This is a genomic window from Burkholderia sp. THE68 (genome assembly GCF_009938265.1).
Taxonomy (GTDB): domain Bacteria; phylum Pseudomonadota; class Gammaproteobacteria; order Burkholderiales; family Burkholderiaceae; genus Caballeronia.
Map to the genome: position 1 here is coordinate 476,866 of NZ_AP022318.1, position 20,534 is coordinate 497,399.

At 65.1% G+C, this 20,534-nt stretch carries 14 protein-coding genes, 1 tRNA gene and 1 pseudogene; 9 read left to right on the forward strand and 7 right to left on the reverse strand.

Annotation, left to right across the window (positions count from 1 at the left end; translation table 11 throughout):
- Together BTHE68_RS28140 and BTHE68_RS28145 are read right to left on the reverse strand one after the other, a co-directional pair.
- Positions 1-951: an amino acid ABC transporter substrate-binding protein gene (locus tag BTHE68_RS28140; RefSeq protein ID WP_162069577.1), complete on the reverse strand. Its 951-nt coding sequence runs from the start codon at positions 949-951 to the stop codon at positions 1-3.
- 12 nt (positions 952-963) lie between these two features.
- On the reverse strand, positions 964-2,271 hold the full coding sequence (locus tag BTHE68_RS28145) for a dicarboxylate/amino acid:cation symporter (RefSeq protein WP_162069578.1): 1,308 nt from the start codon (positions 2,269-2,271) through the stop codon (positions 964-966).
- 210 nt (positions 2,272-2,481) lie between these two features.
- Here BTHE68_RS28145 and BTHE68_RS28150 point away from each other — a divergent pair, with 210 nt between their 5' ends.
- The 3 genes from BTHE68_RS28150 to BTHE68_RS28160 all read left to right on the forward strand — a co-directional run bounded on the left by BTHE68_RS28150 (position 2,482) and on the right by BTHE68_RS28160 (position 7,063).
- The gene (locus BTHE68_RS28150; RefSeq protein WP_162069579.1) at positions 2,482-3,915 is read left to right on the forward strand and encodes a sensor histidine kinase; all 1,434 of its coding nucleotides are present in this window, start codon (positions 2,482-2,484) and stop codon (positions 3,913-3,915) included.
- 86 nt (positions 3,916-4,001) lie between these two features.
- Complete coding sequence (locus BTHE68_RS28155; protein ID WP_162069580.1) at positions 4,002-5,663, forward strand: FAD-dependent oxidoreductase; 1,662 nt, start codon at positions 4,002-4,004, stop codon at positions 5,661-5,663.
- Entirely contained in the window at positions 5,660-7,063 is a 1,404-nt protein-coding gene (locus BTHE68_RS28160; protein ID WP_162069581.1) for an ATP-binding protein, read from the forward strand. The genes BTHE68_RS28155 and BTHE68_RS28160 overlap by 4 nt, the downstream gene beginning before the upstream one ends.
- A 5-nt stretch (positions 7,064-7,068) precedes the next feature.
- On the opposite strand, the gene BTHE68_RS28165 is transcribed toward BTHE68_RS28160, so the two are convergent.
- Positions 7,069-8,601 carry a complex I subunit 4 family protein gene (locus BTHE68_RS28165; RefSeq protein ID WP_162069582.1) on the reverse strand — a complete coding sequence of 511 codons (1,533 nt, stop codon included), beginning with the start codon at positions 8,599-8,601 and terminating at the stop codon, positions 7,069-7,071.
- A 341-nt stretch (positions 8,602-8,942) separates the two neighbouring features.
- Between BTHE68_RS28165 and BTHE68_RS28170 the strand changes: the two genes are divergently transcribed.
- Positions 8,943-9,191 carry an adhesin gene (locus tag BTHE68_RS28170; protein ID WP_162069583.1) on the forward strand — a complete coding sequence of 83 codons (249 nt, stop codon included), beginning with the start codon at positions 8,943-8,945 and terminating at the stop codon, positions 9,189-9,191.
- 4 nt (positions 9,192-9,195) lie between these two features.
- Here the strand turns inward: BTHE68_RS28170 and BTHE68_RS28175 are convergent, their stop codons facing one another.
- On the reverse strand, positions 9,196-10,548 hold the full coding sequence (locus tag BTHE68_RS28175) for an NAD(P)/FAD-dependent oxidoreductase (RefSeq protein WP_162069584.1): 1,353 nt from the start codon (positions 10,546-10,548) through the stop codon (positions 9,196-9,198).
- 111 nt (positions 10,549-10,659) lie between these two features.
- Here BTHE68_RS28175 and BTHE68_RS28180 point away from each other — a divergent pair.
- Positions 10,660-11,595: pseudogene (locus tag BTHE68_RS28180) on the forward strand (LysR family transcriptional regulator); the annotation flags it as partial.
- Positions 11,596-11,639: 44 nt separating this feature from the next.
- On the opposite strand, the gene BTHE68_RS28185 reads toward BTHE68_RS28180, so the two are convergent.
- Positions 11,640-11,724: transfer RNA gene (locus BTHE68_RS28185), tRNA-Leu, on the reverse strand.
- 153 nt (positions 11,725-11,877) lie between these two features.
- Between BTHE68_RS28185 and BTHE68_RS28190 the strand changes: the two genes are divergently transcribed.
- Positions 11,878-13,062 (forward strand): mechanosensitive ion channel family protein, encoded by a 1,185-nt coding sequence (locus tag BTHE68_RS28190; protein WP_162069585.1) that lies wholly within the window; start codon positions 11,878-11,880, stop codon positions 13,060-13,062.
- Here BTHE68_RS28190 and BTHE68_RS28195 read toward each other — a convergent pair.
- Positions 13,057-13,992, reverse strand: coding sequence for a LysR substrate-binding domain-containing protein (locus BTHE68_RS28195; RefSeq protein ID WP_232078118.1), 936 nt, complete (start codon positions 13,990-13,992; stop codon positions 13,057-13,059). The genes BTHE68_RS28190 and BTHE68_RS28195 overlap by 6 nt on opposite strands.
- Before the next feature lie 156 nt (positions 13,993-14,148).
- On the opposite strand from BTHE68_RS28195, the gene BTHE68_RS28200 reads away from it, so the two are divergent.
- Positions 14,149-16,176 carry an oxidoreductase gene (locus BTHE68_RS28200; RefSeq protein ID WP_162069587.1) on the forward strand — a complete coding sequence of 676 codons (2,028 nt, stop codon included), beginning with the start codon at positions 14,149-14,151 and terminating at the stop codon, positions 16,174-16,176.
- Positions 16,177-16,227: 51 nt separating this feature from the next.
- Positions 16,228-17,805: an ABC transporter substrate-binding protein gene (locus BTHE68_RS28205; protein ID WP_162069588.1), complete on the forward strand. Its 1,578-nt coding sequence runs from the start codon at positions 16,228-16,230 to the stop codon at positions 17,803-17,805.
- Positions 17,806-17,838: 33 nt separating this feature from the next.
- On the opposite strand, the gene BTHE68_RS28210 is transcribed toward BTHE68_RS28205, so the two are convergent.
- The gene (locus BTHE68_RS28210) at positions 17,839-18,711 is read right to left on the reverse strand and encodes a GNAT family N-acetyltransferase (protein ID WP_162069589.1); all 873 of its coding nucleotides are present in this window, start codon (positions 18,709-18,711) and stop codon (positions 17,839-17,841) included.
- Positions 18,712-18,955: 244 nt separating this feature from the next.
- Here BTHE68_RS28210 and BTHE68_RS28215 point away from each other — a divergent pair, with 244 nt between their 5' ends.
- A complete protein-coding gene (locus BTHE68_RS28215) occupies positions 18,956-20,434 on the forward strand; it encodes an aldehyde dehydrogenase family protein (protein ID WP_162069728.1) in 1,479 nt (492 codons plus the stop codon).
- Positions 20,435-20,534: the final 100 nt, after the last annotated feature.

Sequence of the window (20,534 nt, forward strand, 5' to 3'; positions counted from 1 at the left end):
CTACTGCGCCGCGCCGCCCGCCATCGTCTCGATGATGCTTTCGAGTTGCGCGCTCATCGGCATGTCGAGGCTCGTGCCGGACGGCAGGCGCTGAAGGAACCAGCGCTTGTACTGCCGCTCGATTTCGCCATCGGCGGCGAGCGTCTGGAACGCGTCTCTCACGACCTGCGCGAGTTGCGGATCGTTCTTGCGGAACATGATGCCGTACGGGTCATACGACAGATAATCGCCGATCACCTGATACGCGCCGCCCTTCGCGCGATTTTCGGCGATGAGGCCATACAGCAGCACGTCGTCGGTGGCGAACGCATCGGCCTGGCCGTTCGCGACGCGCGCGAAGCCTTCTGCATGATCCGGCACGACCTGCAACTGCAGGCCGAGCGCGAACTTCTTGTCGAGATCGCGCAAGGCCTTTTCATTGGTGGTGCCTGCGGTGACCGCGACCTTCTTTCCCGCGAGATCGCGGAACGAGCGGATCGGCGAGCCTTGCTTGACCATCACCTTGGTGCCGGCCACGAAGAAGATCGGCGAAAAGGCCACGCGTTTCTGGCGTTCGAGATTGCTCGTGGTCGAGCCGCATTCCAGATCGACTTTTCCGTCGACGACCGCATCGATGCGATTCTCCGGCGTGACCGGCACCCACTGAATATTCAGGCGCTTGTGGATGGCGTCGCCGATCGCCGCGACAAGCGACTTGCACAGTTCGATGGAATAGCCGATAGGCTCCTTGCGCGCGCCCAGATACGAAAACGGCACCGACGCGTCGCGATAGCCGAGCGCGATCGTGCCCGTGTCGCGCGCCTTGGCGAGCGTGCCGGTCAGCGTCGCGGGGGCGTAGGCGTCGGCGTTTGGCGGCGGTGTCTGCACGTCGTCGTCGGCCGCGCGCGCGCCGCAAGCCATGGCGATCAGGCTGGCCGAAGCCAGCGCCGCCCAGAAGCGCTGCATCATCATGACTCGCCTCCGTCAGACCTGTGCCGGATGCGCGAGCGAGGCGTCCTGTTCGGCCTCGATGCGCGCCGCATTCGCCGCCGCGTCCTGCTCCGACAACAACTCGCCTTCCCACTTGGCGACCACCGCGCTCGCGATGGAGTTGCCCACGGCGTTCGTGGCGGACCGGCCCATGTCGAGGAAGGTGTCCACGCCGAGGATCAGCAGCAGCCCCGCCTCGGGAATGTTGAAGTGATTGAGCGTGGCGGCGATCACGACCAGCGACGCGCGCGGCACGCCCGCCATGCCCTTCGACGTCAGCATCAGAATCAGCAGCATCGTGATCTGCGTGCTGATCGACAGATGAATGTTGTACGCCTGCGCGATGAACAGCGTCGCGAACGTGCAGTACATCATCGAGCCGTCGAGGTTGAACGAGTAGCCCATCGGCATCACGAAGCTGGAGATCTTGCGTTTCACGCCGAAGCGGTCGAGCGCGTCGAGGATCTTCGGATACGCGGCCTCGGAACTGGCGGTCGCGAACGACAGCATGAACGCTTCCTTGATGAGCGACAGCAGCCTGAAGACGCGTCGTTTGAGAAACACGAAGCCCGCGAGCACGAGCAGTCCCCACAGCAGAAACAGGCTCAGGTAGAAATCGGCCATGAAGACGGCGAACTTCAGCAGGATCGTGAGCCCGTTGACCGCCACGGTGGCGGCCATGGCGGCGAGCACGGCGAGCGGCGCGAGCTTCATCACGTAGCCGGTGATCTTGAGCATCACGTGCGAGAGCTGATCGATCGCGGCGAGCAGCACCTTGCCTTTCTCGCCGAGCGCGGCGAGCGCGACGCCGAAGAACATCGAGAACACGACGATCTGCAGGATCTCGTTGTTGGCCATCGATTCGGCGAAGGAGCGCGGCACCATATGGCCGACGAAGTCCTTCAGCGTGAATTTCGATGTCGCGAGATTCGCCGACGCGCCGATGTCGGGCAGCGGCAAGCCGAGGTTGTCGCCGGGCCTGAGCAGATTCGACATCACGAGGCCGAGCAGCAGCGAAATGAGCGAAGCGGTGACGAACCAGCCGAGCGCCTTGGCGAACACGCGTCCGACGGAGGCCGCGTCGCCCATGTGCGCAATGCCGACGACCAGCGTGGAAAACACCAGCGGCCCGATCAGCATCTTGATCAGCCGCAGAAAGACATCGGACACGAGCGAGATGTAACCGGCGATCTCCGTGGCGGCTTTTTTATCGGGGAAGCTCATGAAGATCATGTAGCCGAGCCCGATGCCTAAGACCATCGCGCCCAGGATCCAGATGGCTGCGGAATTCTTCTTGTTCATCTCCAGGCCTCCAGTGACTGCATATCGAACGATTGCGTGTGGAATTTCGGATGGAACAGGCGAAGCGGGGCGGGCGCGGCCCGGCGCGTGTCCGCGACAGTCAGATGGTAACGTCGCGCCCCGATCTCTGCTGGCAGTGTAAACGCGGTTACGGAACTCGCGCACGAATTGCCTAAACTGAACTGAATCGACAGGTTCGGGCCGCGGACCATGATCGAACTCGACAGACTCGCCCAGATCCGTATCTTCGCCGATCTCCCGCAAGACCGGCTGGCATGGTTGAGCGATCGCGTCAGCGAATTCTCGATAGCGGCGGGCGACGTGGTGCTGCGCGAAGGCGACATGGCCACGAACCTCACGATCCTTCTCGACGGCGAACTCGTCGCGACGCAAAGCGCCGGCGGAGAGCACGATGTCGAGCGCTATGTCAGGCCGGAGGCATTCGGCACGCCCTGCGTGATGGCGTCGATACCCTATCCGGTGACGCTCACCGCCACGCGCGATTGCCGGCTCGCGCGCCTGCCGGAAGCGGCGTTCCGTGAACTGTTCGTGTCATGCGGCTCGTTCAGCCAGGCCGTCGCGCGCGTGATGAGCGACTGGCTGACCGCGCTCGAAACCGCCGCGCTCAATCGCAGCCGGCTCGCCGCACTGGGCAAGCTCGCGGCGGGACTCGCGCATGAGATGAACAATCCGGCATCGGCGTTGACGAGCGGGCTTGCCTACGTGCGCCGGGAGCTCGACGCGCTTGAAGCGTCGGCGCTCGCACTCGGCCGTCACGCGGTATCGAAGGAAATGCTCGAACGGCTCGGCGCGCTCGTCGCCCGCAAGGCCGTGGCGGCGGCGGCGGGTCCGATTTGCCAGAGCGAGCGTGAGTCGCGCCTTGCCGACTGGCTCGCCGCGCGCCAGGTGACGAAGCCGTGGCGGGTTGCACCGGCGCTTGCGGCACGCGGCGTTGCGCCGGACGACCTCGCGCCGCTCGCGGACGAACTGAGCCCGGCGCAACTCGACGCGGCCATCGGCTGGATCGCGCGTGTGCTGGATCTTCGCGGTGTGGTGGATGACGCGGCGCAAGGCGCGCAGCGCATCTTCGATATCGTCGCGGCGATGAAATCCTATTCGTTCATGGATCAGGGGCCGCAACAGGAAATCGATCTGCACGACGGCATCGACAACACGCTGATGGTGATGACGCACGAGACACAGCGCGGCATCGCGATCACGCGCGCATACGATCGCAGCCTGCCGCGCATCCAGGCCTACGGAAGCGAGCTCAATCAGGTCTGGACGAGCATCGTCGAGAATGCGATCGAGGCGATGGACGGGCAGGGCGCCATTGCGATCCACACGCGCCGCGACGGCGACGACGCCGTCGTCGAAATCGCCGATAACGGCCCGGGCATTCCACCCGACGCGCTGGAGCACGTGTTCGAGCCGTTCTACACGTCGAAGTATGCGCTCCATGCACACGGCCCGAGTCTGGGCCTCGGTCTGCATATCGCGTACCGCATCGTGGTGAACCGGCACGGCGGAACGATCGGCGCGCGATCGGATGCGAACGGCACGGTCTTTCGGGTCACGCTGCCGCTCGCGGGGACACGCGCGAAAGTGCCTGTAAGCGGGCGGCTTGCGGGTCCGGTGCTGTGATGAAAGGTGCGCGAAACCTCGTCGCCATAGCGTCTACAATGTCTGCAACGCATGCCGCGCCCGCAGTCGTGAGCGCCTGAGCCGCCATGGACAAGCCCGTGATTCTCGCCGTGGACGACGACCCGATCGTGGCCGGCGCGGTGGCGCGTGACTTGCAGATCGCATACGGCGAGCATTATCAGATCGTGCGCATGGATTCGGGACCGGCGGCGCTGGAGGCGGCGCAGCATTTGCGCCTGCAGAACCGGTCGGTGGCGCTTTTCATCGCGGATCAGCGCATGCCGAAGATGAGCGGCATCGAATTTCTCGAACAGGCCATCGAACTGTTTCCCGAAGCCAAGCGCGTGCTGCTGACCGCCTACGCCGACACCGACGCCGCCATCCGCGCGATCAACACGGTGCATCTCGATCAGTATCTGCTCAAGCCCTGGCACCCACCCGAGCAGAACTTCTATCCGGCGCTCGACGACCTGCTCGCCGACTGGCACGCGTCGTCGCGTTCGGCGTTTCAGGGCATCCGCATTCTCGATCACCGCTGGTCGCCGCAAGGGCATCAACTGCGCGATTTCATGGCGCGCAATCACATTCCGTTTCGCTGGCTCGACGTCGAACGTCACGCCGAAGCCGAACCGCTTCTGAGCGCGCTCGCGCCGGGGCAGCGTCACCTGCCGGTGATCGTGTTCGAAGACGGCAGCGTGCAGAGCCGCCCCACGACCGCGCAGATCGCCGAAAAGGTCGGGCTGCACACGCGCTCGACGACGCCGTTCCACGACCTCGTGATCGTCGGCGGCGGGCCGGCCGGACTGGCGGCGGCCGTGTACGGCGCATCGGAAGGGCTGCATGTCGCGATCATCGAATGCGACGCGCCCGGTGGACAGGCCGGCACCAGCTCGCATATCGACAACTATCTCGGCTTTCCGTCCGGCGTGAGCGGCGCGGACCTGTCGCGGCGCGCGCTCGCGCAGGCGCGGCGCTTCGGCGCGGAGATGATCCTCACGCAGCACGCGGTGGGACTGCGCATCGAGCCGCCGTACAAGTTCGTCAGGCTATCGGATGGATCGGAAGTGAGCTGTCTCGCGCTGATGGTCGCGAGCGGCGTGTCGTATCGCAAGCTGGAAGCGCGCGGGGTGCAGGAACTGACGGGCGCGGGCGTGTATTACGGCGCGGCGCTGGTGGAAGCCGTCGCGTGCGCGAATCAGGATCTGTATATCGTCGGCGGTGCGAATTCTGCCGGCCAGGGCGCGATGTTTCTGTCGAAGTACGCGCGCTCGGTCACGATCCTGTGTCGCGGGCCGTCGTTGAGCGCAGGCATGTCGCACTACCTCGTCGAGCAGATTCACGAGACCGAGAACATTCGCGTGCGCCCGCATACGGAAGTCGAGAGCGTGAGCGGCGACGGGCATCTCGCGGACATCACGCTGCGCGACCTGCAGACCGGAGATTCGGAGACCGTTCCGGCGAGCGGGCTGTTCGTGTTCATCGGCGCGGCGCCGTGCACGGAATGGCTGCGCGGCGTGGTCGAGCGCGATGAGCACGGCTTTCTGCTGACGGGCCGCGCGCTCGTCAAAGGCGGGCGCGCGCCGGCGGGATGGGAGTCCGGGCGCGATCCGTTCCTGCTCGAAACGAGCGTGCCCGGCATTTTCGCGGCGGGCGACGTGCGCGCCGATTCGGTCAAGCGCGTCGCGGCGGCGGTGGGCGAAGGCTCGATCGCCGTGCATTTCATCCATCAATATCTCGCGAATCCATGAGCGATCCGTCGATGCTCTTCGAGATGCCGCTCTTCGCGGTCTTGTCCGCCGAGCGCAAGCAGTGGCTCAGCGCGAATCTGAGCGAGCATCGCCTGAAGCGTGGCGAAGTCCTGATGCGCGAGGGACAGACCGTGACGCATCAGTTCATCCTGCTCGAAGGCGAGCTGCTGACGGAAAAGCTCGTCGCGGGCCGGCAGGTGATCGACGACACGCGCCCCGCGCCGGTTTCGGTCGCGGAGGCTTCGTTGCTCGCGGGCATGCCGCTGCCGCTCACCTTCAGCGCGAACACGGATTGCTATCTCGTCTCGCTGACCGAGAGCGTCGTGCGTACGCTGTTGAGCGAATGCGAGTCGTTCAGCAAGCAGATCTTCCGGTCGATGTACGGCCGCATCAGCGCCTACGACACCTTCATTCTGAGCGGCGAGAAGCTGGCCGCGCTCGGACGCCTGTCGGCAGGGCTCGCGCACGAGCTGAACAATCCGGCGGCGGCCGTGGCGCGCGCGGCGGACGGCATGCGCGACGCGCTCGACAGTCTGCATCGGGCGACGCGCGCGCTCGTCCTGTGCGCGATGCCCGCCGACATCATGGATACGCTCGACGCCTGGGCGAGCCGCGCGCCGCCCGTCGTCGACGCCACGCCGCAGGGCGCGTTGCGGCAGAGCGAAACGGAAGAGCGTTTCGCGCAGTGGCTTTCTTCACACGGGTTCGCGAAGCCCTGGCTCATCGCGCCGCGCCTCGTGGCGGCTGGTTTTGCGCCGGAAGAACTGGAGTCCGTAGCGGCGCGCGTGAGCCGAGAGCAATTCGGCGCGGGTGTCCGCTGGCTCGCCGCGACGTTCGAGATGCGCTTTCTGTCGGAGCAGACGTGGCTCGGCGCCGGACGCATCTCGGAGATCGTGAAGGCGATGAAGTCGTACTCCTACATGGATCAGGCGCCGCTGCAGGAAGTCGACATCCACACCGGTATCGAGGATACGTTGACCATCATGCAGCATCGGCTGAAGCATGGCGTGGTCGTCACGCGGGACTACGATCGCGCGTTGCCGCCCGTGCCGGTGTACGGCAGCGAGCTGAATCAGGTGTGGACCAATCTGATCGACAACGCCATCGACGCCATGGAAGAAAACGGCGAGCTCACGATCCGCTCGCATCGGGAAGGCAACTGCGCGGTGATCGAGATATCCGACACGGGCCACGGCATACCGGCCGATATCCTGCCGCGCCTGTTCGAGCCGTTTTTCACGACCAAGCCGCCCGGCAAGGGCAATGGGCTGGGGCTGCACATCGCGTACCGGACGGTGGTGCATCGGCACGACGGCCGGCTCAACGTGGTCGCGAACGATAGCGGCACCACGTTTCAGGTGCGCCTGCCGCTCGAGCATCGGCACGCGGCGGCGCGCTGAGCGCGTCAGCCGGGCGCGCGCTCCGACACCGTCTCGCGGTGCGCGTCATACGAAGGCGCACTGGCGTCGGCGGGCAACGACGAGCCGAGCGCCGCCGACAGCAGACCTTCGACCGACGGGCCCATCGCGTCCGTGAAGGTCTTCGGGTGCACGCCGATCGCGAGCACCAGCACGGCCATCGCGCCGAACAGCGCGAACTCGCGCTTGCCCAGATCGCGCAGCTTGGCCACGCGTTCGTTCTTCACCGCGCCGAAGATCACGCGCTTGACCATCCACAGCGTGTAGGCGGCGCTCAGGATCAGCGACGAGGCGGCGATTGCGCCGATCCAGAAATTCACGCGAATCGCGCCCATCAGCACCAGAAACTCGCCGACGAAACCCGACGTGCCGGGCAGGCCGACGTTGGCCATCGAGAACAGCATCGCGCAGACGGCGAAGCGGGGCATCGTGTTGGCGACGCCGCCGTAGGCATCGATCGAGCCGTTTTTGGTGCGCTCGACCAGCACGCCGGTGCACAGCAGCATCGCGCCCGAGACGATGCCGTACGACAGCATCTGCACGACCGCGCCTTCGGTGCCCATGCGGTCGAACGTGAACAGGCCCAGCGTCACGAGACCCATGTGCGCGACCGCCGAGTACGCGAGCAGCTTGCGCATGTCCGTCTGCACGAGCGCGACGAGACTGCCGTAGATGACGGCGACGAGCGCCAGCGCGATCATCGCCGGGGCGAAGAAGTGGGATGCGTCGGGCACGATCGGCAGCACGTAGCGCAACATGCCGTAGCCGCCGATCTTCAGCATGCCGAGCAGGATCGCCGCGCCGGTCGGGCCTTCCGCGTTGACGTCGGGCAGCCACGTGTGGACCGGCCACATCGGCACCTTGACCGAGAACGCCGCGAGGAAGCAGACGAACACCACGATCTGCGGCGTGAAGCCGAGCTTCAGATGCCGCCACGCGTCGATGTCGAAGGTATGCGCCTGCGTCCACAGGTAGATCAGCGCGGCCAGCATCGCGAGCGAGCCGAGCAACGAGAAAAAGAAGAAGCGGATGGCCGCGTACACGCGCCGCTCGGCGCCCCACGTGCCGATCAGCAGATACAGCGGAATCAGCGACGCTTCGAAGAACACGAAGAACAGCATGCCGTCGAGCGACGCGAACACGCCCTGCATGCAGCCCGAGAGCACGAGAAACGCGCCGTAGTACTGCGCGACCTGCTTCGTGACCGCCTGCCACGACGCGACGAAGACGATGAGCGTCGTCACGGCCGTGAGCACGGTGAACCACAGCGAAATGCCATCGACGCCCAGGTGATACGAAATACCGAACTGCGGCAGCCACTCGACGCGCTCGACGAACTGCATCGCGCCCGACGACGCATCGAAGCGCGACAGCAGCGGCACGACCGGCAGCAGGCTGAGGATCGCGCCGAACATCGCGACGGCGCGCGCGAGCGTCGCCGATGCGCTGAACGTCAGCACGAAGATGCCGGACACCACGGGAATCCAGATGAGAAAGCTGAGAACGGACGGCAGATGCATGGGTTTTCTTGAATCGAACGCAAGGCGCGGCCAGCACGCGATCGACGTGCTCGCTGGAACAGCGCGAATGACAGTGGAATGTAAGGCGGGGCGGGTGCGCGGAGGGTTCGGGGTGACTCGAACGTATTCAGCGCAGGCCTAAGGGTTAACGAGAATAACTCAAAAGAAAAGATTTTGGGGAATTGCCGGGGATCAAATTCATTGCGCGCGGCGGCATTGACATTTTTACCGATTGGCTGTTCGGCGGACTGCGCGATGAATAAACCGTCCGTTCGCTCCGGGCTTGCCCTGATTTGCCGGGAGCCGTCTGACCCTTAGCCTAGATGGCAAGGAGACTCAGCATGCGAAAAGTATTCAAGGCCGCTGTATTCGCGCTCGTCGCTTACCTCGTCGCCGATCGTGCCATGCTCCACGCGCAGGGACGCGACCTCAGCGCGGCTGCGTGCGTCCAGAGCGCCGCGCAGGTCGAATTCGACGCGCTGAGCAAGGGCTTCAGTCAGGCCGCCGCGAGCAGTCAGCGCGACGCGTTCAGATCGCAATGTCTGGTGTCCGGCCGCGCGCAGAGCGGCGAAGCCATGGCGATGCGGTAAGGCTTCAATTCAGCTTCACCGTAGGCCGCACGCGTTCGCGAAGCCATTGGCTCGCGGCGTACATCACCGCGCGCCTGACGCCCGTCAGCCCCATGATGTGCCGGCGATACAGATGCCGGTAACACGACGCCGCGAACCATCCGTCGATGAAAAGCGGCTGCCGCAGCAACTCGCTCATCAGCGCGCCCGCCGCGCCGGCGCGTCCGAAGGAAATGAGCGTGCCCTGATCGCGATAGGCGAACAACGGCACGGGGCCATCGTCTAGGCGCCGCGTGAGCGCATCGGCGAGATAGACGGCCTGCTGAAAGGCCGCCTGCGCGCGCGGCGGCACCAGCGCGTCGCCTTTCGCCGCGGCGCACGCCGCGCAATCGCCCATCGCATGAATGCCCGAACCGGGTTCGATCTGCAACGTGCCGTCGACGATCACCTGTCCGAGCCGGTTCAACGGCAATCCTTCGAGCGTGCGCAACACGGGCGGTCCTTCCACGCCGGCGGCCCAGATCGTGATGTCGCTCGCGAGCGTTTCGCCATCCACGGTCGCAACGGCGTTCGCATCGACCGCGCGCACGCGGCAACCCAGTCTCACTTCGACGCCGAGTCCGGCGAGCACGTCCTGAGCGCGCGTCGAGATGCGCTCCGGCAGCGCGGGCAGCACGCGCGGCGCGCCTTCGAGCAGACGAATGCGGATATCGTCGGCGGGATCGAGCGACGCGAGGTGATAGTCGCGCAGCATTTCCGCCGAGCCGCGCAGCGCGGCGGCCAGTTCGACACCCGTCGCGCCGCCGCCGATCACCGTCACTGAAACCGGCGTCCGGGCGGCGCCGGGCTCGGCCTGCCGCGCATGGCCCGAGCGCAGCAGGCTCGACAGCAGACGCCGCCTGAACGTTTCCGCCTGCTCCACTGTCTCCAGCGTCAGCGCATGCTGTTCGGCGCCCGGAATCGCGAAGAAGTTCGTCACGCTGCCGAGCGCGAGCACGAGCGTATCGAATGCGAGTGTGCGCTTGGGCATGAGCGGGCGGCCATCGACATCGGTCGTCTCGTCGATGACGATCTCGCGCCGACCCCGGTCGATGCTCGCGAGCGCGCCCTGTTCGAAGCGGAAGTGATTCCACTTCGCGTGAGCGGCATAGTCGATCTGATGGCTCGATGCATCGATCTGGCCTGCCGCGACTTCGTGCAGCAGCGGCTTCCAGAAGTGCGTCGGGAAGCGGTCGATGAGGATCACTTCGGCGCGCCGCCGCTTGCCGACGCCATTGCCGAGACGCGTCGCGAGTTCCAGCCCGGCCGCGCCGCCGCCCACGATGACGATGCGATGCGGAGAATCGACCTGGCGTTGCGCATATTGATTCAACATCATGGTTCTCCCGGAAATGCGATTGGATGCTTGACGACCTCGTTGGGAAAAATATAAGGTCGCGAAAACATTTGCGCTATTTAGTATTTATCGCCGACCCATAAGTTTTCACTAATGTTAAAAACGACGACCTTCCGCCAGTTGCGCACATTGCAGACCGTCGCGCGCGTGGGCAGCATCTCGGGCGCGGCCGAGGAACTGCATCTCACGCAACCGGCGGTATCGCTGCAGATTGGGCTGCTGGGCGAGGCGGCAGGCACACCGCTTCTGCGCCGCGTGGGACGTGAGGTTCAGCTCACCGCCGCAGGCGAGGTGATGGCGCGTTATGCGAACGAGATCCTGAGTCTCTGGAACGAAGCCGGCGAAGAAGTCGCGGCGCTGCGTGGCGAACTGGGCGGCACCTTGCGGATCGGCGCGATCACGACGGCGGAGTATCTGGTGCCGCCGCTGCTCGTGAGATTCACGAAGGAGCGGCCCGGCGTGAAGCTGCAGTTCCGCATCGGCAATCGCGATGACATCGTGCGCATGCTCGCGACCAATGAAATCGACCTCGCGATCATGGGACGGCAACCGCGCGAGCTACGCACGAGCGCGGCCGCGTTCGCGAAGCATCCGATGGCGTTCGTCGCCGCGCCGACACATCCGCTGATGCACGCGAAGCGCCTGCATCTGACCGATCTCGAAGCGGCGAATCTGCTCGTCAGGGAGCGCGGCTCGGGCACGCGTGTCGCGATCGAGGGGCTGTTCAAGGAAGCGGGATTGAAGCTGCACGCGGCGTCGGAGCTATCGAGCAATGAAGCGATCAAGCAGCTCGTCGAAGCGGGACTCGGCGTCGCGTTTCTTTCGCTGCATGCGTGCGCGCTGGAGATGCAGGCGGGCTTGCTCGCGACGCTGCCGTTTCCATCCACACCGATCGAGCGCGCGTGGCATGTCGTGCATATGTCGGAGCGGCGCTTGCCTCAGGTCGCCAATGCGTTTCGCGAGTTCCTGATGCATTCGGGTGCGGCCGCGGCGGGCCTGACTGCGCCGCCCGAGATGCACAAGGCACGCGCGGGGCGCAAGGAGAAGAACACGGAAGTGGTCGCTGATGCGACTGGTGCCCAGGGCGGGACTCGAACCCGCACGCCTCGCGGCGCTACCCCCTCAAGATAGTGCGTCTACCAATTCCGCCACCTGGGCAAGGGGACCGAATTGTAGCGGGAAATATGTGAAATGCGAAGTGCCTGCGCGCATCGTTCGACGGCGCGTTCGCCACTACAATAACCAGCGCAGCAAGTGTCACGTCCGATTCGGCTGATCAATCTCGTCGGTTCGCCCGCGTCAGGAGCGTTCATGTTCGGCAACAGCTTGCGATTCGAAGTCGGACCGGACTGGCAAGTCCACGTCGCCACGGACAGCTGGGCTGTCGCCACGCTTCTGGTCGTCGCACTGCTGCTGGCGATTCTGCTGGCGAGCGTGATCTGCTATTACGCGACGCGCGCGGTCATGCTGATGATCGTCAGCCGCCTCGCACGCAAGGAAGGGCGCAAATGGCTGATCGCCGCGGAGCGTCATCGCGTGTTTCACCGGCTCGCGCCGCTCGTGCCCGCCGCAATCGTCTACGCATCCGCGCCGCTGCTCTCCGGCCTCACGTTTCCGGTGATCCCGGCGCTCGGCCATCCGCTGGCCATTCTCGCGGCCTGCTACATGGTCTACACACTCATGCGCGCGGCGCTCGCGCTGCGCGACAGCATCGAGGAACGCTACAGCCATTTTCCGACCGCGAGCGAGCGGCCGATCAAGAGCTTCCTGCAAATCGCCACCATCGTCGCGTATCTGGTCGCGCTGATCGCGGTGGTGTCGGTCCTGCTGGAGCGCTCGCCGCTCTATCTGCTCACTGGCCTCTCCGCCATCACCGCGCTGCTCATCATCATCTTCCGCGACTCGCTGCTGGGTTTCGTCGCGAGTATTCAACTCGCGGCCTACGACATGCTGCGCGTGGGCGACTGGATCGAGGTGCCCGGATTCGTCGCCGATGGCGTCGTGATCGATATCGCGCTGAACACCATCAAGGTACGCAACTTCGACAACACCATCGTCATGTTGCCGAGCCAGCTTCTCTTGTCGAACAGCGTGAAGAACTGGCGCGGCATGTTCGAATCGGGCGCGCGGCGTCTGCGTCATGCGATTCACTTCGACGTCGACACCATTCGCTTCCCCGACGACGCATTGCTCGCGCGTCTACCGTTCGCGCCGCCTGAAGGCGAGCGCCGCACCAACCTCGGTCTGTATCGGCTCTATCTCAGCGGCTATTTTCGCGAGCATCCGGCCGTGCGCCGCGACCTGCCGTTCGTGATCCGGCATGTGCAGTCGACCGCGCCCATCGTGGCGCTGGAGATCTGCGTGTATCTCAACGAGATACGCTGGGAACGCTACGAGAACCTGCAATCGGACATGCTCGATCACGCCTACGGTGTCGTGCCGCAATTCGGCCTGCGCTGCTGGCAGCGAGACCGTTCGGCGACCGCCGCATCATGACGGTGTCGGCACCGTAGTCTCGGCATCGACGCGGCGCGCGGCATGGTCCGCGCGGTTCTTCGGCACCGCGCTCAACGGCGCGAGCACGCGTCGTGCGTCGTCGAGTTCCTTCTTCATCTCGTCGATGAGCCATTGCGCCACCGCGCGCGTGCTCTCCGACGGATTCGACGAGCGATGTTCGAGCACGTAATTGCAGCCCGTTGCGATATAGCGATCCCACGCGGGAATCACCTTGCCTTCGTTGAGCGGCGCCGCGATCGCGAGCAGCCAGCCGAGCACGACGCCCTGACCGAGCATCGCGCATTGCACGGCGAGCCCCGGGTCCGTGTGATGCACGGCCTCGCCGATGCCTTTGTCGGACAGTCCCGTCGCCCGATGAAAATCGGCCCATGAAAGCGTGGTCACGTCGAGATGAATGTATGCGTGACCTTCGATGTTCGCCGGTGCATCGAGCGGGCCGAACTCCGCCAGATAATTCGGACTACAGACAGGGACGATGATCTCCGGACACAGCACGAAGGGGTCGTCGTCCGAACCGGGACCGTGCAGCCGGATGCCGAGGTCCGCGTCTTCGAGCGGGCCGTACAGACGGCCGGCCATCACCTGCAAGCGCAGATTGATGGACGGAAACGCACGGCGGAATTCCGCATAACGCGGCAGAAGCCACAACGCGGCGAAGCCGCTCGCGAGCGATAGCGTGACGATCTCGCCTTGCGCGTGATCGCGCTTGAGTTCATCGATGGTGTCGCCGATCTGCCCGAAGCCGGACGCGACGGCGCGCTGCAATGTTGCGCCGCGATGCGTCAGGGTTAGCCCTGACTTCGTGCGCTCGAAGAGCCTGAAGCCGAGCGCGTCTTCAAGCCGCGCCACCATGCGGCTCACCGCAACGGGCGTCACGTTGAGTTCGCCGGCGGCCTTGGTGAAGCTCAACAGCCGCGCGGATGTTTCGAAGACAAGCAGTGCCTGAAGCGAAGGAAGTCGCAGACTCATACAACACCATGTTATGGGGCATGCATCGATTTGTAATTTGACGGCGCATATTGACCTCCTTACCTTGAGTCCGACGCCCACTTCATCTGGCAGGCCATGACTACTGCTTCGTCGGACCCCTTGCTTCAACCCTTCACGCTCAAGCATCTGCAGTTCAGGAACCGCGTGATGAGCACGAGTCACGCAAGCCGTCTCACGCGCGACGAATTCCCGCAGGAGGTCTATCAACGGTATCACGAGGAAAAGGCAAAAGGGGGTATCGCGCTGACGATGTTCGGCGGCTCGTCCAACGTGAGCCTCGACAGTCCGAACACGTTCCAGCAGATCAACGTCGGGACCGATGCGGTGCTGCCGCATCTGCGGCGCTTTGCCGATCGCATTCATACGCACGGCGCGGCGCTGATGTGCCAGATCACGCATCTCGGGCGGCGCGGCGATGCCTACACCGAACCCTGGCTGCCGATGATCGCGCCATCGGCTGTGCGCGAAACGCTGCACCGCGCCATGCCGCAGGCGATCCACGACGCGGACATCAAACGCGTGATTCGCGACTTCGGCCTCGCGGCGAAGCGCTGCCGCGACGGCGGGCTCGACGGCATCGAAACGCATGCGGGCGGCCATCTCATCGGCCAGTTCATGGACCCGACCGTGAACCTGCGCACCGATAAATACGGCGGCTCGACGGCCAATCGCGTGCGCTTCGCGATCGAGGTCCACGAGGAGATTCGCAAGCAGGTGGGCGACGATTTCATCGTGGGTTTTCGCTTCGCGCTCGAAGACGGCTGCAGCTTCGAGGAAGGGCTGGAGATGTCGCGCATTCTGCAGGGCACCGGTCTCTTCGATTTCTTCAATGTCGCGTTCGGCCGCATGGACACGAAGATGTCGCTCGCGGTCAATTCGATGCCCGGCATGTTCGTGCCGTCCGCGCCGTGGCTGCCGAAAGCCGCCGCGTTCAAGCGCGCGGTCGATCTGCCCGTGTTCCATGCGGCGAAGATCGCCGATCTCGCCACCGCGCGCTATGCGATCCGCGAAGGCCTGCTCGACATGGTCGGCATGACGCGCGCGCATATCGCGGAGCCGCATCTCGTGAAGCTCGTCGAAGCGGGCCGGGAGGACGAGGCGCGGCCGTGCGTGGGCGCATCGTTCTGCCGCAACTTCCGCGCGACGTGCATTCATAACCCGGCGACCTCGCGCGAGACGTACCTCACGCACGACATACCCGAAGCCGCGCAGAAGAAGCGCGTGCTGATCGTCGGCGCGGGACCGGCGGGTCTCGAAGCCGCGCGTATCTGCGCGACGCGTGGGCACGACGTCACCGTGCTCGAAGCGAACTCGACGGCGGGCGGACAGATGCTGCTGGCGGCGACGGGAAGCTGGCGGCGCGATCTCATCGGCATCGTCGACTGGCGCGTGTCGCAACTCGACAAGCTCGGCGTCGATGTGCGCTACAACCACTACGCCGAACTGAGCGACGTGCTCGATCATGGCGCGGATGTCGTCATCATCGCGACGGGCGGGCTGCCGAATCTCGATGCGCTGCCGGGCGGCGAGCTGTGCAAATCCGTCTTCGATGCGCTCACGGAAACGCCGCCGCGCGAAGGCAGCGTACTGGTGTACGACGGCACTGGCCGGCACAACGCGTATCTGTGCGCGGAACGTTATGTCGATGCGGGGCTCAACGTATCGCTCGCGCTCATCGACAGCATGCCCGCGCAGGAAACCGGCGGACGCGGCGACGATCAGGTGTGGATGCGCAACATCGCGCGCTGGGACGTGCCCGTGCGCGCGAACATCGAACTGATCGAAGTGAGTGCGTCGGCGGGCGGCAAACGCCGCGCGGTGTTCCATCATCATCTGACGAATGAGCGCATCGAGATGGAAGCGGATCATGTGGTCGTCGAGCGCGGCATGCTCGCGGTCGAGGATCTCTTCGAGGCGGCGCGCATGTATTCCGTCAACGACGGCTATACCGATCTCGAAGCGTTCGCGACCGGCAAGCCGCAGCCTGCCGCGCAGGACGGCGAAGCAGGGCAATTCCATCTGTACCGCATCGGCGATGCGAGCGCGTCGCGCGACATCCACACGGCCATCTATGACGCCTACAGGCTTTGCCTCGCGCTATGAAGGCCCGTTCAATACCATCCGCCATAACGACATGACCGAGCGAGGCTGACCATGACATTGCCGAAGGAATTCGTAGTCGCCGATCCAGGCCGCCGCAAGGCGATGAAGACGCTTGCCGCCGCGGGCGCGGCGACCCTCATCCTGCCGGGCGCTTCGTCACTTGCGTTCGCGGCGAACGAGCCCACGCCGCAACGCGGCGGGCGCATTCGCGTGGCGCTGGCGAACCAGTCGCTGATGGATTCGCTCGATCCCGCGAAGGGCACGCACACCGGCGACTATTCGCGTGCGTACATGTTCTACAGCGGCCTCACCGAACTCGACGCCGACTTCAAGACGCAGAACGCGCTCGCGGAGAAGCTCGAAACGGACGACTTCCTGAAGTGGACCATCACGCTTCGGCCCAACGTGCATTTCCACGACGGCAAGCCGTTCACGTCCGATGACGTCGTGTTCTCGCTGATGCGCCACAAGGACCCGGCGACGGCATCGAAGGCGAAGTCGATCGCGGATGGCTTCAGCTCGGTCAAGGCGGCCGGGCCGCTCAAGGTCGAGATCACGTTGACGGAACCGAACGTCGATCTGCCCGCGCTGCTTGCGATTCCACATCTCGTGATCGTCGCCGCGAACACGACGGACTTCTCGAAAGGCAACGGCACGGGCCCGTTCACATGCAAGGAATTCACGCCGGCGCAGCGCTGCATCGGCGCGCGCAATGCGAACTTCTGGAAGTCGGGACGTCCTTATCTGGACGAAGTGGAGATCATCGGCATCGGCGATGATGCGGCGCGCACCAATGCGCTGCTCGCGGGCGACGTGCACCTCATCTCGCCGCTGCCCGCGCGCGATGTCGATCGTGTCAAGCAGACGGGCAAGGTGACGGTGCTCGAAAGCCCGTCGCAACTCTATTCGGACCTCGCATTGCGGCAGGACATGCTGCCCACGAAGAGCGCGGACTTCAACGAGGGCATCAAGTATCTGCATGACCGGCAGCGCATCGTGAGCGTGATGCTGCGCGGCCACGGCACGCTCGCGAACGATCATCCGGTGCCGGAGTGGCATCCGTACTTCATGAAGGGCTTGCCGCAACGCGCGTTCGATCCGGACAAGGCGCAGTTCCACTTCAAGAAGGCCGGCACGCCCGGCGCGCGCGCGGAGATCGTCGCGCCGCCGTCGGTGGAGACCGCGCTGGATTCCGCCATGATGATCCAGCAGGCCGCGAAGCAGGCGGGCATCGACATCAACGTGCGCCGCGTGCCCGCCGATGGCTACTGGACGACCTACTGGATGAAGTACCCGATGACCTACGGCTCGATCCTGCCGCGCCCGACGCTCGATCTGCTGTACACGCAGTTCTTCCGCTCGAATGCAAACTGGAACGAGTCGGGCTGGAAGAACGAGCAGTTCGATCAACTGCTGATACAGGCGCGCCGCGAGCGCGACGAAGCGAAGCGCAAGCAGATGTACGGCGACATGCAGACGATCGTCTACGAGAAGAACAGTCTCGTGATTCCCGCGTTCATCAACTTCATCGACGCGCAGAGTTCGACGCTGCGCGGCCTGAAGGGCACGCCGTCGGGACGCGTGATGGGCTATCGTTTCGCGGAGTTTGCGTGGCTCGACAAGGCGTGAAGACCGGCCCCGCCGATGTCCACGCACAAGCGCTCACCACAGCGCCTGGCTCGTCAGCGCGAACTGTGTGAGCGTTGCATCGGCGGATGGCGCGCCGTTCAGCGCCATCTGCTCGATGGTATCGACGAGCGGCAGCCCGAGGCCTTCGAGCCACGAAGACAGCCCGTATCGCAGCGGCGTATCGACACGCACGAACATCCCCGCGTTGAGCGCGAGCCAGTAGCTGATCAACGCCTTGGCGCGGCTCTGATCGGGCGATTCGGGCGCGATCACCGGACCGATCACGTGACCGTCGCCGAAACGCCGGAACAGCGCGAAGCCGATCAGCTCGCCATCGCGATCGAGCGCGATGCCGCTCGCGACATCGAGCAGTGCAGGCATCAGCGCGGTGCGATCCAGTCCGCTCGCGCGCGATGCCAGCCCGGCGAGACGCGGCGTGTCCTTGGCGCCGATCGGACGCAGCCGCTCGCCCGGCGGCAGCGACACGAGCGGCGGCTGAAACGCCGCGCCCTGATGCTGATGAATCGTATCGATGCGCGTGAAGCCGCGCGCCTCGCACAAGGGCTTGCCTTCGCCGGATGCGTGAATCAGCAGCAAGCGCGAGCCGAGCTGTGCGATCAGCCGGTCGAGCAAGCCGCGACCGATGCCGCGCCGCTGATGCTCCGGCGACACGATGAACATGCCGAGCGTCGCGGCCTGCGCGCCGAACTGAAATGCGAGCGCGGTGCCGACGAGCTGGCCGTGCTGATCGACGGCGGCGAACCCGCTGCCCAGACGTGCCGCGAGGCGCCAGTCGTCCGCGCGATGCCGCCACTTGACGGACGCCGACAGCGCGTGCGCCGCGGGGATGTCGTCGAGCGTGAAAGCCCGGTATTCGACCACATCGTTATTGCTCGAGTCGGGCACGCCGGCCTCCTCACTTTGAAGACATTTACCGTGACTTTGACATCGCGCAGCGCCGCTGGCTAGGACGATCTTCCTGTCCCGCACGGTTCAAGGGCGTGCGCGCGTGGTGCAACGCAAAACCGCAGGTTATCGCAGCGAGAACGCGCGCGCCGTGCTGAATCGGCAATTTTGTCAGCGACATATGCCGGTGCGCCGGGCCTACGATGAAGCCATGTCAACGCAACGTCCCGGAGGACTTACGCATATGGACCGGTTCGATCCTGCCAGCCTCGTCATCAGGAGCGGGCATTTCATCGGCGGCGAATTGATCGATGCGGGCGCGTCGCGCATCGAGGTCGCGCGGCCGTCGGATGGCGTCGTGTATGCATCGGTGCCCGTCGCCGATGAAGCGATGATCGACTACGCCGTGCAGAACGCATACAGCGCGTTCAGGCAGAGCGACTGGGCGCGCCGCGCACCGCGCGAGCGTGCCCGCGTGCTCCGCACGTTCGCCGATCTCGTCGCCGCCGATGCAGCCAATCTCGCGCCGCTCGAAGCGCTCGGCTCGACGCGTCCCGTGCGCGATGCGTACAACTGGGACGTGCCGTTCACCGCCGAGAGCATCCGCTTTTATGCGGAGTTCGCCGACAAGATCGGCGGCGATGTCGCGGCGACCGATCATCGGCATCTCGGCATGACGATCGCCGAGCCGTACGGCGTGATCGGCGCGATCGCACCGTGGAATTTTCCACTCGTGATGGGCATATGGAAGACCGCGCCCGCGCTCGCGGCGGGCAACGCGGTCGTGCTGAAACCATCGGAGATGACGCCGTTTTCCGCGCTGCGTCTTGCTGAACTTGCTCTGGAAGCGGGCGTGCCGCCGGGCATCTTCAACGTCGTTCAGGGCGATGGCCGCACGACCGGCGATGCGCTGGTGCGTCATCCGCGCATCGGCAAGGTGACGTTCACCGGATCGACGCGCACGGGCGCCGCGATCATGGCCGCCTGCGCGGAGTCGGGCACCAAGCCCGTCACGCTCGAACTGGGCGGCAAGAGTCCGCAGATCGTGTTCGCCGATGCGCCGCGCATCGATGAGGTCGCACGCCGCATCGCGGGCGCGATCACGGGCAATGCGGGGCAGGTGTGTGTCGCGGGTTCGCGGCTGCTGGTGCAACGCGCGATCGCGGATGAACTGACCGATCGCATCGCACAGGCTTTCGGCGAACTCAAGGCAGGCGCGACGTGGGTTGCGGGCACGACCTTGTCGCCGATCATCTCCGAGCCGCAGGCGCAGCGCATCGACGCAATCGTTCAACGCAGCATCGCAACCGGTGCGAGCCTGCGTTGCGGCGGCAAGCGCGCGGATGCGGCGACGCCCGGCGCGTTCTATGCGCCGACCTTGCTGTGCGACGTCACGCAGGACAGCGATGCCGTGCGCAGCGAGATCTTCGGCCCGGTGCTGACCGTGCAGTCCTTCGATACCGAAGAAGAAGCGCTCGAACTCGCCGCGCATCCCGACTATGGCCTCGCCGCGGGCGTGCATACGGCGGATATCGGCCGCGCGTTGCGCCTGGTGCGCGGCATCGAGGCCGGCACGGTCTGGGTGAACCGTTATGGCCGCACGAGCGACTTCGTGATTCCGACGGGCGGCTACAAGCGCTCGGGCATCGGCAAGGATCTCGGACGGCAGGCTTACGAAGCGAATCTGCGCTTCAAGAGCGTGCTGATCGACACTGAAAGTTGATACGTACGAGCGTGCGAAAAGAACGCCGCATTATCTGCTGCGGCGATGCTCCAAAACGCATGACTTATGTCGTTGCGAGGCGCGCATTCAACGCCATCAG